We start from the raw sequence: 13,182 nt of genomic DNA on the forward strand, positions 1-13,182 counted from the left end.
ATCCCTGGAACTTAACTATTAAACAAACCGAATATCTCGCGGCAAAAGTTTTTGAGCTTTTGGGCCGACTCCGCAGCGGGTTCGGTTTGACCGAAAAAACTCCAATTTTCCACGGTGGAAAAGCGCCACTGCTGACCAGTATGATCGTAACCGGCCGCCTCAACCCCGATCGCCCGACGGCTTCCTTCTACCGGATCTTGGTAAAATCGGATTTGAATCAGGATGCTGCGGCTTTGCAGCAAGCGGCTTCTACCGGGGAAATGGAAACCAATGTCGATCGAATCTGGATCTACAAGTTCCCTGGTATCCTCGTCATTCATCCAAGGCTTCAAATCGACTTTCGTATCCGGGAATTCGGACTTGAATAAATTAACAACGGCAGCAATTTTGCTGGCCACTTCTATATTTCTGGCTTGTTCGGCAGCGTTCACTCGAAAAACTCCTATCAAATACAGTTATTACATGATTTAGCTAACAATGTAACTGCATACTGCCTGCTTTAAACACTGAACTGTGGACTATTTGATAGATATTTAGGAATTGACAAATTTCAAAGTGTGTGTTAAGCACAAGTCAATCGATTTTAGATTTGAGATTTGAGATTAAAGAATTGAAGCATTGACCCAGTCCAAAAACGGATACCGTGCCACGTACTTAAGTCGTGGAAAGATAAAAATTTTAGACCCTAGTTCAAGCTCCCAGATTTATCTGTGGGGTAAATCGATTTTAGATTGAAGCATTGGCAATGACTGAATTCGGTAAGGGTGGTGAATAAATTTTATCAAAGCGGCAGGGCGATCGCAAATTCCGAACCTTCTCCCAGCACCGATTCGCAAGTTAGTTTACCGCCGTGGGTTTCTTCCACAATTTGCCGGCTGATAGACAACCCCAAACCCGTACCTTTTCCTACTCCTTTGGTAGTAAATAAATGGTCAAATATTTTCGACTTGACCTCCGATGACATCCCTTGACCGTTATCTTTGATTTTAATCACCACGCTGTGGCTATCCTCGGAGACTTGAGTGATAATGGCGATCGTATTCGGTAAAGCTTCAATTTCAGCGTAAGTGCGGCCCTGATTGGATTCGTCAAAACACTCGATCGCATTTGCCAGCAAATTCATAAATACCTGATTCAGTTGCCCAAAATAACATTTAACAGGGGGGATATCTCCGTATTCTTTGATAATTTTAATCGCGGGGCGAGTATCTGTAGCTTTCAGGCGATACTGTAAAATCATCAAAGTGCTGTCGATGCCCTCATGAATATTTGCTGACACTTTATTCGCACTGTCAGCGCGGGAAAAAGTCCGCAAAGACGTGCTAATATTGCGGATGCGCTCTGTACCTGATTTCATAGATAAAAGCATTTTTGGCAAATCTTCCATCAAATATTCTAAATCAATCTCCAATGCTTTATCCTCTAATTCATCTCCAGGCTTAGGAAATTTTTCTTGGTAAAGTTGCAAGTAATCAATCAAATCTAAGCTGGCCTCAGCAGCAGCATCAACATTGCCCGCAATAAAACCGAGCGGATTGTTAATTTCGTGAGCAACCCCTGCAATCAAATTGCCTAGAGCCGACATTTTTTCGCTTTGAATGAGTTGCAGTTGGGCCTGTTGTAGTTCATTGAAAGATTTTTCTAACTGTTGAGATTTTTCTTTCTCCCGCGCGTACAAACCAGCATTTTCTACGGCAATAGCAACTTGAGAAATTAACACTTTGAATACTTCTACTCTCTCTGCTGTAAAAGCTCCTACCGTCAAAGCATTTTCTAGATAAATTATTCCGCGCCCCTGAGATTGATAAATCATCGGCAAACAGAGGATTGATTTTGGTTGATATTTCTGAATGTAGGTGTCCACCTTAAAAGGTTCGGCGACAGTCGCATTGTCTAAAACCAGATGCTTTTGACTGCGGTGTACGTAATTAATCACAGACAGGGGTACATCTTGACGATTTTCTACGGGAATAGACGGTAAAAGTGTCACTTTATCCTCCGCAAAACTGCCAGTAGCTTCTATGCAGAGGATATCCTTTTTCAGCAGCAGCAGCACGACTTTTTGAGCCGCCGCATTTTCTAAAATAATTTTGATTAATTTTATCAACAATTTTTCAAGAACAATTTCACCGTTAAGGGCTTCCGCCGACTTAATAAAAGTAGCTAAGTCTAAGAAATCGCCTAAACTACCACTGGTAGTATTTCCAGTGGTTGTGCGGCTGACATCGAGGGTTTGGGTTTGAATTGTGCGCGTCTGTGCTGCTAAGAAAGGATGTGTTGATTCCAAGTCTTTAACTTTAGCTGTGGCTCCCCAATTGATATATCCATAATAGGCTTTAGTCAGATATGCTTGAAAAACTACCTCTTTACCCAAAGCTTGATAAAATTCTCCTGCTAATTCATAGGCTAATGCTTCCTCTTGAATGTAACCATTTTTGGCAGATCCAGAAATTGCGCGATCGTACAATTCCATTGCTTCGGTATTTTGCCCCAAAACTCGCGCTGTTTCCGCTGCTACCAAGTCGTACTTGTGTTGATAATTCATCGGAGCATGAACTGCCCATTTTTTCATCTTTTTTTGGTTGTGCAGCACTTTTTTCAGATATTGCTTTTGTTCCCCTTTGCCAGTTGCTGGATACAAAGCGAGGAGACTGAGAGAAAAGTAAAAATTATTCACGGAAACTACATAAAGTCCGGATGCGGCTTCTGCATATTTCTCAAATAACCTTGAATTTTCTAAGGCTTGCGCGTAGTTTCGGAAGATAAAATTAAGCATTGTTTTGGCATTGTAAACCAAACAAACTACCATAAAGCTTTTAGCGTCTATTAAAATTTGTAGGGTTTTGAATTCATTAAAACTCTCCCCTACTAAATTGCATGGTTCGACAGTTGTGCCACACAAATTGAGGGCTGTCTGTCTCTCTACACTTATATACTGTACAGCCATTTCTAGTTGAGATTGCTGCATTAATTTCACATACTTACCAGTCTCCTGCTCAACCAGATCGAGACGCTCTCCCATCGACAGTTTATAAGTACAATATATATTAAGAGAATAAGCCGCATATTCCAACTCTCCAGTTTCCATCCCGGTTTGAAAACCTTCCTTGATATCGCCTAATCCTGACTTGAGATCGGTTTTCCATTGTTGAATAAAAGAACCAAAGACTGCATAAACTCTACTTTTGATTGAACGGGATGGAAATTTGCCTAACAGCCTAATTGCCAGTTGGCCGAATTGGTATGCCAAACTAATGTCCCCTACCCTGCACAGAATTACGCCATAATAAACGTAGGCAATACTTGCATAAGGCGAATTGCCATATTTAATGCACAGGTTGACCATCCTAAATGTAAGCAGCGGTACCAGTAGGGGTTTGGCCTGAATAGCACTGCTGAGAATCCCTGATAAAATCCGCATGGCTGCTTGTTTGTCAGGATATGTCATTTCTGGCAAGTTAGCTAAATCCTCCATTCGTTTCAATCCTAAGCTCAGTTTTGTATTAATCAGTCCCACCACAATATTTAGCGCCTTGGGATTTTGAGGAAAAGAAATGCCTAACAGTTTCAGGACTTCCAGTCCTGTATTGAGTGCTTCTAACGGTCTATTTTGAGCATTATAAGACTGAATTTGAAGTTCATAAACATTCACTTTATCCAGTAAAGATTTAGATTTTTTAAGTACGATATCGACCACGTTTTTTGAATATTCATAGTTGATGTTTAAATATTCAGATTCGGCTGTTGACTCGTAAATTGCTAACGTTAAGTCATACTGACTGTGCCAACAATCCGCTGGCAATAATTCCATAGCAACCCGCAAATACCTAACAGCAGCTTCATACGCAGCAGCCGCTTTGGCCTTGCGTCCAGCAGTTAAATTTAATTGTGCCAACTGAGTTTTTTCTGACTGTTGGCTAATCGTGTCAATTCCGACATTCAATTGATTGACGATATCAAAAATGTTTTCTTCTAGCTTGTCGGGTGGAGTATTGTTTAACAGTAATTGACCGATTTTTAAATGGGTGGATTGCTTTTGGTCTTCGGGAATTAGCGAATATGCGGCTTGCTGAACGCGATCGTGCAAAAATTTGTAACTAACCCGCGAAGTGTCTAACTTGAGATTGATTGATTCGGCTCGATCGAAAACTAAAGGAATACGATAAGCATCGCTCAAGGGCAGAATCAACCCGGCTTGCAAAGCTGAATAAAGTTCAGTAGCTGTAGTATTAGCTGACTTTTCGCTAACAAGTGACAGCACATCTAGAGCAAATTTATCTCCCACGCAAGCTGCTAGCTTCAACACTTCTTGCGTGGGCGCGGGCAGCTTTTCAATGCGAGAAGCTACCAGTTCCACCACACTTTTATCGGTGATTCCAATGGCTTGGATTTCATCGATACTCCAATACCAGCCACTTTGACTTACCTCATTTGTAATGTGATTAAATTCAAATTTTAAAAGAGAGTCTTGATACAGTGCTTGGAGTAATTGAGTCAAGAAAAAAGGATTGCCGCCCGTTTTATTCCAGATTAACTCGGCTAGATTTGTTACTTTTTCTGTGCAAGTGTTAAGTGTTTCAGTGACTAATTCAGTCACATTTGCTAAATCCAGCGGTTGCAGCACGATATTGTTGACAATTGTACCAGTTTTTTCAATCTCTTCTACAGTATGAATTAAGGGGTGGGTCGGACTAACTTCATTGTCTCGATAAGCACCAATTAGCAAGAGATATTGCTGCTCTGGGTCAGTAATTAGCAATTGCATTAATTTCAATGTTGCTGAATCAGCCCACTGCAAATCGTCTAAAAATATGATTAGCGGGTGTTCTTTTTGCGCGAAAACTCGCAGAAATTCTTTGAAAAGCCGATTGAAGCGATTTTGTGCTTCTGTCGGGCTGACTTCCGGCACTTCTGGCTGTTTGCCGATGATTAATTCAACTTTTGGAATTACGTCGGCAATTACTTGCCCGTCTGTTCCCAATGCTGTTAAAATTTTAGTGCGCCATATTTCTAATGAAACTGCACTTTCTGTTAGCAATTGCTGCAGCAAGGAGTTAAATGCTTGGATTAATGAGGCATAAGGAATATTGCGTTTTAATTGGTCAAATTTGCCGCTGATGAAGTAACCTTTTGACCTGGTAATGGGTTTGCTAACTTCGTTGACTACGGCTGATTTGCCGATGCCTGAGTAGCCAGATACTAGCATTAATTCGCTGGTTCCTGATGGGGGCAGCTTTGGTTCTAAGGTTGTTGGTTTTTCTAAGAGATTGTTGGCTAAACCCGCCCCTACACGTTCAAATGCTGCTAGCAATTGATTAACCTGATTTTCCCTACCGTACAATTTTTGGGGGATTAACAATTGGCTGAGAATATCTAAGCGTCCGGGGATGAAGTCGGCAATTTGTCCGGTGGTTTCTAACTGATGCAAAGAAATTTCTAAATCGGCTAACAATCCTGCCGCACTTTGATATCTATCTTCGGCATTTTTGGTCAGCAATTTCATCACTATCTCAGAGATGGGGACAGGTATTTCTGGATTGATTTGGTGGGGATATATTGGTTGAACTGCGATGTGGCTGTAAACTATTTCTAAGGGGTCATTGCTGGGGAAAGGCAATTTTCCGGTCAGCATTTCATATAATGTGATACCGAGGGAATAAAAGTCGGTGCGGTAGTCGAGGGTGCGATTCATTCTCCCGGTTTGTTCGGGTGACATATAGGCTAATGTGCCTTCGACTGAGTTGGGATTGTTAAATTGCGGGTTTTCTTTGTTGAGTTTTGTGGCAATGCCGAAGTCGGTGAGTTTTACTTGTTTTGTTTGCGAGTTGATAATGATATTGCTGGGTTTGATGTCTTTGTGGATAATGTGCTGAAAATGCAGGTATTGTAAGGCTTTGACTATTGGGATGGCGATGTTTAAATTTGCTCGCGGGCTCAAGGTTTCTCTTTCCAGCAGTTTGGCGAGGGATTCGCCGCCAAAGTCTTCTAAAACGATTCCTAATCGGTGGTCAAATGTTTCGAGACTGATGGCTTTGACGATTTGTTCGCTGTCTAAATTTTGACGGATTTGATATTCGTGTTTGAGCCTGGTAATGGCTTCGAGTGTCGGATATTCGGCTTTGAGGACTTTCAGAATTGCTGCGGACTCGTCTGTCGGTGTTTGTCCGCGATAGATTATTGTTTCGACGCCTTCGTGCAGAGTACCATTAATTTGGTATCCGGATAGTTTTAACATAACTTAACTGATAGTTTACAGAATATAATTATCATTAGATTAACACTACTTTCTCTTGATTTTGTGTGATTCAGCTCGTATATTTTGCGATGTATCTCCTATCACACCGCACATACACTAAGTGAAAACGCGGCAGGGATCGTGGGTATCAACAAACATCTTAAATGTAATATCGGTCTTGTGTGTGAGTCCCGAATGCTTTCGCTTCACCCTTTTTAAGGGGGGAGGGGAGCGATCGCACTCCGCCTAAAACAGGAGGAGATGGGAGCGATCGCACTCCGCCCAAAACAGGCACTTGAACGGGTTGTCAATCAGTAATAACCGTAACTTCACAGATAGTAGAAATTGATTCTGGCTCCGGCAAAATACGCACGCGAGCGAATTTTAAACCGCTGACTCCTTGCAGTGATTCTACTAGGCCCGTTTGAACTTTTGCCTCTACCCAACCTTCGCGAGACAAGTAGCGCAAGTATTGTTGGTACTCTTCCCATTCGTCTTCCGCTGAATAAACAACGGTTAACATTCCTGGCTGGGTAATTCGCTCTTGTAAGTCTTTGTCAACGGCTTTTTCGATCCGCTTTTTCACGAGTTCGTAGCGGATGTCGCGAGTGCCTTTTACGTCAAACATTTTTTCTGTGTTTTCATTGTGAAAAATGTCGATCGTGGTATTCTGCACTAAAACTAAATGTGCGAGTTCCATGTTAATGTGAGACTCGGCTTGCAGGCGAAAAACTGTGCGGCCGCAGTCGCAAATTGCTCGCAGTTGTTCGTACCGCAAACTGTGCAGGTGAAACGGGCTGAATTTGGGGTCGATCGATTTTCCTACATAAATCATGTGATCGATGCCGTCGGTGCATTCGATGTCGCAGTAGTGGGGGAGAATTTGCTGCATTTTTTCTTGCCAGCGGGTCCAGGTTTCTTGGAGTTTGGTGCTGATTAGGTTCAGCATTTGGTCGTAGCGGGTGCGATCGCTGTAAACGCAGTTGTGTTCGTTTTCACAGGCTGCTCGGTAAGCTTCAACGGCTGCCTGAACCATGGGGTCGCACTGCATAAAATAGTCAAAATATACTTCTAAATGCTCGTTTAAATACTCGGCTGCTCGCACCTCCATATCAACTGTTACTTTTTCTTTTAAATGCTGGATGTAGTCGAGCAAGTCGAGCCGGAGTTGCTCGCCGAGGTGGGTAGTTTGTGTTTCGCAAACGGCATCAGCTATGACTAAAGCTAAGCGGAATTGTTCGAGCAAATCAGTTTGAATGGCTCGGTTTCTTTCGTCGCTAGAACCGCGAATGTCCGAAATTCCGTACAGCGGATGAACGTCAGCAAATACGATTGTTTCTGCGGGCAGTCCCCAACTTCGCCTTTCTGCTTCTTGGGCGAACCGCCACTCGACTGCGGGGTGGATGTTGTGAATGTGGGTAAACCGCTCTTGGATAGCTTGCCGCAGGGCTGCAATGAAGGCGGGAATGAGTTCTTGGGCGTGTTGAGCGTCAATGCCGTTGAAGTGGTTGGGCCGATCGCACAACAGCCCCACGACACCCAAAATCTGCTGCCCGCACCCCTCGCGGGTGATAGATTTGACTACCAAGGGCACTAGCAGCATCGATCGAGTCCCCATTTTCCGCAAAGTTCGATCGCACTCGGTTTCGCACTCCCGGCGCAAGTCTGGCACGTTCCAAACTTGATTTGCTGCTGTGGCCTTCAAAAAGTGAGAATCTTCTAGGGAGTGCATTGAATAAAGAATCGGCTGTAAATGTTGGCCGTCTTTTGCAACTAATAGCTGTACCTGTTCGTCGTCGGGGCGCAGCAGCAAAGTGCCGTCAGCATTGAAGAGCGATCGCAAACACCGATCGATTCTCTCAAATTTTTCTGGCTGCAGCATTGAATCTCGATCGATCAATAACTGAGTCAGCCGCCGAATTTGTTCCTGCACGGTGACATCAAAACCTTCTAGCAGCAGCAAACCTTCTACGCGGTAATTATCCAACTGCAATCGATCGGCTAAATTTTCCAGTTGATTCGGCTGCATTAGCCAAGCTTCCCGTTCCGCAACAGGCATTAATTTTAAAGAAACATCCGCAAATTCATCTATTTTTGAGTCAATCCGACTAATTTTCAACTGTTCCGAACACAGCCAAAATTCAATAAATCTGGCTTGTCGGTGTTTGGGGTTTTTTACACTCGCCGTGACAGGTTCGTCTAGCACCTGCAAACCGTCGATATCAATTTGATAATATTGCTTAAATACCCAGTGCAAAAGGTGGTGGCGGTACAATTGTCCTGCTGTTTTGCCCTTCCAATCCTCGAACATTTCCAGCAGAGTGATGCCGGTTTCTGCAAACCCACCGTTGGTAGATTGAGTTGCCAAGGACGTACCCTCCCAACCGGCCAAGCGACAAAATGCAGCGTTAGCGTAACGCAGGGCAAAAGTTCCCGGTTCCATTACTGCGATTAAAACGCGGCGGTCGCCTAGAAATTGAAACAGTCGCTTGAAATCTTGTTTCCACGTTTTCAAGCGTTCAATTTCAGCAGATTCAGTGGGTACTTTGCCCGCCAAAGCTTCCAGTAGCTGTTCTATACTTGGTTCGCTGGGCAGATTGTTACTGTCTTGCTGTGTTGGGACGATATCTGTCGCTGGCAGTGATTTTACAGAGTTGTTGTTGTTTTGATGGGAAGACGAGTTAGGAGTTGACATGAGTAAAAGACCTGAAAGCAGTGGATTTTGCCAAAGAATATCAGCGATCGGCGATTATGGCTTTGTAAAGAACTTTGAGCCTGTTTGTAAAGTTTGTGTATGGGTATGGGAAACTGGGTTTTTTCTCGGACGATGGGCCCAGGGACTGTTACTTTTATTCACAAACAACCTCTCAGTCTCAACGTTATAGGTGATATTAACGTGTGTACCACCTAGGGGGTAACACCCATTATAAGCGGTATATAGTAGCGGATAGTGTCAGCAACTAATGCTATTTGACTCAGAGGCGAGATATATAGCAGGTTTGGGTTAATGAGGCACAGCCCTGGGAATTGGTAATTGGTAATTGGTAATTGGTAATTAGTAATTGGCAATTGGCAAGCAGGTTGCTTGTCACTAATTTAGCAAATAAACTTGCGACCAAAACTTAAATATACTGGCTATTTGGCAACGCAAGTATTAAAATATATAATACAGCTAACAGCATTGGGAAAAGGACATACTTATGGCTTTAAGGATTAACAATCTCATCAGCGATCGGACAGGATTTCCTGTATTTGCTGGCGGTGGACCACGTCTTTTGGGATTTGCTACACCCGATGAGATTGACGTAGAGGGTGGAAATTTGTCGTCTTTTCCCTGGGGAGTTTGGGGACTCGACGGCAACGATACTATAGGAGGTTCGTCGGATTCCAATGAACGGCTGTTAGGAAATAATGGCAATGATGCGATCGGCGGTGGTGGCGGAAATGACATTATTTACGGCGGGAAAGATAACGATCTCCTGGATGGAAATGATGGCAACGACGTAGTTAGGGGCGACGCCGGAAACGACATGATCTTTGGAGGGTTCGGGAACGATATCCTGCGGGGAGGGCAAGGAGACGACGATTTAGACGGCAATGAGGGCAACGATTTCTTAGCGGGCGATCGGGGAGTTGACGTGCTCACGGGAGGCTCGGGTGCTGACATATGTGTGCTCAGAAGCAACGATGAAGCATTTGGTATAAATGGAGCAGATGTCATTACCGATTTTAACTTTGACGAGGGCGATCGCATCGGTTTGACGGACGGTTTAACAGAACTAGACCTTTTCTTTGAAGACGACAATTTGATTGCTTACGATAATGACGGAATTATCAACGACATGGTGATTGAAAACATAATTACCGGACAGATTGTGGGGGTAGTTTTAAATACCAACAGCTTTGAACTTACTGGTGCATTTGAACAGGCTAGTCCGTTTGCTTTGGCAATTAATGGTTCTCAATTCCAGTTTTTGGCTTAGTTATCTGTAGGGAACTAGACGGGCGATCGGGCTAATTACGGGTAGGGGACACGGCAGTGCCGTGTCCCTAGAGATAGCGGGAAATCTATCTTTAAGCAACCGTACTTTGCAGAATTGATATTAAAATAGTTATCCCTTTAAATATTTTTTATGCTAATCTAAAAGTAGAAAATCCAACTCTGGGAAAGTATATATGACCCTTGCGACTCACCCCAAATTAACTGCACTCCCCCAACAGCGGTTGATTTTGCCGCTATCAATGACTTGGGAACAGTTCAAAGCTTTGGATTCCTTGCTAGAGTACACTCGCAGTGTTCGCTTGTCTTACCTCGACGGATATGTGGAAATTATGACACTTTCGCCAGAACATGAAACCATTAAATGCCTGCTGGCAGGAATGTTAATGACCTTTTTCGTAGAAAAAGATATTAGTTTTAGACCGACGGGTAGCGCTACACTCCAAGGGGAAGCAAAAGGCAGCAGCAAGGAACCAGATTTATCTTACTATTTTGGCGAAGACCGACGGCAGCGAGAAACACCCGATTTGGCGATCGAAGTTATTTTTACTAGCGGAACTATTAATAAACTGGAATACTACCGCAGATTTAACGTAGCGGAAGTTTGGTTTTGGGAAGACGGAGTATTTTCGATTTACCAACTGAACTCGGAGGGTTACGATCTGGTTTCTCGGAGTATGCTGTTGCCGGATTTGGATCTAGAATTGCTGGGGAGATGCCTGCAAATGTCGGAAGAAAAAGAAGCTTTGAAAGTGTTTCGGGATGCAGTTCGAGCTGGTTAACCTAGAAGATATACAAATAAAATATGGCCGAGTAATGTCGGCAATGGCGGAAATATACGAAATGGACGAAATGTCATAAAAATCGAAATCATCGGAAAACCTCCAGTATTTATTGTTTGCGGACACTTCATTTTCATTTATACTATTCGGAGTATTAGGACTTACGCATTTCGACCAAATAAACCGGGTTTTTTACCGAATCTGTGGGTTATAACGCGTCTTCTCAGCAAAAAACCCGGTTTCTGGACTCCGATGCGTAAGTCCTAAGTATAAAAAATCTTACTCTTTATCAAGCACCTATGAATAGGGGTTATTCGCGGTTTGATTCCCTCACCAGCATTGCAACAAGCTGCTAATTTATTTAGAGCTCAAGGAATGGCGGCAGATGCTCAAAAAGCATTAGATTTGATTGGTCAACTGCAAAGGTAAAATTAATTTTATATTTTGCATCTATGGTAATTAACCCTGTAGGGGCGGGTTTCACCGACAATAATTGCCTGAAACAAACAATCTTGTAAACCCGCCCCACCCAACGGCAAATCGCAATCTACCTTTTTCAAGATACAACGGGCGGGTTCACCAACAATATTTGAAACAAACAAACAAACAGGTAAAATAAACCCGCCCCAATCCCACGAATAGGGTAGGGGCGGGTTTATAAATACCCTGGATGTGAATTAGAAATACTCGTGAAACCCGCCCCTACAGGATCATCGTGATGCTGATTTCCCCTAAAACCTCACCGTCACCAAAATCACCCGCCGAGGCTGATCTTCCGCTTCAATAATATACTCAACACGCCCAAAACCTTTAGGCCCCGGTTCAACTAAATCATAGCGAGATGTCACCGTACCTGCGGCTGTATCGTATTGAGCAAAAACAGCACCGGGATTTCTTCCAGCAGACGCATCGGCATCTCCTCCCCAAGAACCCCAATCATCCAATCCCGATCGAGTTGGTAAGATAGAAGCGGCGATTTCTGGAGGTGTTAATCTTTGATCGGCTAAGACTTGTTGAGCATTATGAATAGCGCACATTGTCGGCCCGGAAATTTTGGAATCGCTATATAGATCATTAACCTTTTCCACGAAGCCAAAGCCAACATTAGGACCGAACTTATCCTGTCCTTGCCTACCCCACCAACGACTGATAGTTCTATTTTCCTGAATACCTTCCCCGGTCAAGGCTAATTCGGTTCTTTTGCTAGTAAAATTTCGAGCGACAAATTCTTGGTCGGCTGTGCGAATAACGTTAGCGGCACTTGCCTCTATTTTACTGCTAACATTAGTATTGCCTTGCAAGATTGGTGATAGAACCCCGGGAATGGGCTGTGCTCCACAATATTTTTGAATACCGTTGAAAACGCGATCGGCTGATAAGGCACTAATCGGAAATTCTAGAGAATAAGCTTCAGCAGGTTTGGGGAAAAAGATGCCGGATGTTGCGGAAGCAGCAAAAGAAGCGCCACCCCAGATGACGATCCGACTAAATTGACGGCGGGTAATACTCATAATTTATCTACTCCCTGGAGAACTTGCCCCCGGCTCTAGATTAAGTTTGAAGAAGTGATAAGACCTGTAATTACATCTTTTTTGTGTGGAAATAAATCTCAAGAGCTAGACTTTTACCATTACTAACATCTACAAGCATTCTATTGATTTTCCCCGGCTTGCCCACCTGAGAAGCTACTTGATTTCCATCTACATAAACCTCTATTTTGGGGGGTGAAATCTCATCTCGATCGTCAACTCCATACTCTAATCGGAGAGAAGCACGACCACCGGGAAGTTTACAAGTCCAACTGGCTTCACGTACACTCATAATACTGGTGTATAGTTGTCGGCTTATGGAAATGTCTGTAGGCCGCCTGTTAACATATTGTAAGTTGCCCCGATTATCAAGGTAACCCCCTGTAACAAGACATTGCAGGTCGAGTACATGGATTGGGCGCTGGGCCTGTGCCACTTGTGCGCCAACTGTCGCTAGAGTAAAAGACAACACCCCAGCCGAGAACAAACCGCTGAGCCACCGCACTCGCTTCATATAAATATCCTGCTAATACCTTAATCAATTAATATAAAGGATGAGCTGTGTAGGAAAAATCCTGACTTTAGATAGATGACAAAATCAAAAATGTCACGATTGTACGAAATGTCAGGTATAAT

General features: G+C 43.5%; 7 protein-coding genes. 2 read left to right on the plus strand and 5 right to left on the minus strand.

Annotated features, from left to right (window positions below; genetic code table 11):
* Positions 1–11: 11 nt before the first annotated feature.
* The 3 genes from QUB61_RS06845 to QUB61_RS06855 all read right to left on the minus strand — a co-directional run bounded on the left by QUB61_RS06845 (position 12) and on the right by QUB61_RS06855 (position 8,930).
* Complete coding sequence (locus QUB61_RS06845; RefSeq protein ID WP_333125438.1) at positions 12–431, minus strand: hypothetical protein; 420 nt, start codon at positions 429–431, stop codon at positions 12–14.
* 350 nt (positions 432–781) lie between these two features.
* Positions 782–6,235 carry an AAA family ATPase gene (locus QUB61_RS06850; protein WP_333125435.1) on the minus strand — a complete coding sequence of 1,818 codons (5,454 nt, stop codon included), beginning with the start codon at positions 6,233–6,235 and terminating at the stop codon, positions 782–784.
* A 307-nt stretch (positions 6,236–6,542) separates the two neighbouring features.
* Entirely contained in the window at positions 6,543–8,930 is a 2,388-nt protein-coding gene (locus QUB61_RS06855; protein ID WP_333125432.1) for a GAF domain-containing protein, read from the minus strand.
* A gap of 505 nt (positions 8,931–9,435) precedes the next feature.
* Between QUB61_RS06855 and QUB61_RS06860 the strand changes: the two genes are divergently transcribed.
* Positions 9,436–10,218 carry a calcium-binding protein gene (locus QUB61_RS06860; RefSeq protein WP_333125430.1) on the plus strand — a complete coding sequence of 261 codons (783 nt, stop codon included), beginning with the start codon at positions 9,436–9,438 and terminating at the stop codon, positions 10,216–10,218.
* Between the two features lie 193 nt (positions 10,219–10,411).
* On the plus strand, positions 10,412–11,017 hold the full coding sequence (locus QUB61_RS06865) for a Uma2 family endonuclease (protein ID WP_333125425.1): 606 nt from the start codon (positions 10,412–10,414) through the stop codon (positions 11,015–11,017).
* A 731-nt stretch (positions 11,018–11,748) separates the two neighbouring features.
* Here the strand turns inward: QUB61_RS06865 and QUB61_RS06870 are convergent.
* Both QUB61_RS06870 and QUB61_RS06875 read right to left on the minus strand, forming a co-directional pair.
* Complete coding sequence (locus tag QUB61_RS06870; protein ID WP_333125423.1) at positions 11,749–12,528, minus strand: Tat pathway signal protein; 780 nt, start codon at positions 12,526–12,528, stop codon at positions 11,749–11,751.
* Between the two features lie 70 nt (positions 12,529–12,598).
* Positions 12,599–12,838 (minus strand): hypothetical protein, encoded by a 240-nt coding sequence (locus QUB61_RS06875; protein ID WP_333125421.1) that lies wholly within the window; start codon positions 12,836–12,838, stop codon positions 12,599–12,601.
* Between the last annotated feature and the right edge of the window lie 344 nt (positions 12,839–13,182).

The sequence above is a fragment of the Microcoleus sp. C2D2 genome (assembly GCF_036702495.1).
Taxonomy (GTDB): Bacteria; Cyanobacteriota; Cyanobacteriia; order Cyanobacteriales; family Microcoleaceae; genus Microcoleus.

Excerpts from the sequence above, each read along its gene's own strand:
- QUB61_RS06865 (WP_333125425.1), top strand. The coding sequence starts at position 10,412 with ATGACCCTTGCGACTCACCCCAAATTAACTGCACTCCCCCAACAGCGG.
- QUB61_RS06860 (WP_333125430.1), top strand. The coding sequence starts at position 9,436 with ATGGCTTTAAGGATTAACAATCTCATCAGCGATCGGACAGGATTTCCT.
- QUB61_RS06875 (WP_333125421.1), bottom strand. The coding sequence starts at position 12,838 with ATGAGTGTACGTGAAGCCAGTTGGACTTGTAAACTTCCCGGTGGTCGT.
- QUB61_RS06870 (WP_333125423.1), bottom strand. The coding sequence starts at position 12,528 with ATGAGTATTACCCGCCGTCAATTTAGTCGGATCGTCATCTGGGGTGGC.
- QUB61_RS06855 (WP_333125432.1), bottom strand. The coding sequence starts at position 8,930 with ATGTCAACTCCTAACTCGTCTTCCCATCAAAACAACAACAACTCTGTA.
- QUB61_RS06850 (WP_333125435.1), bottom strand. The coding sequence starts at position 6,235 with ATGTTAAAACTATCCGGATACCAAATTAATGGTACTCTGCACGAAGGC.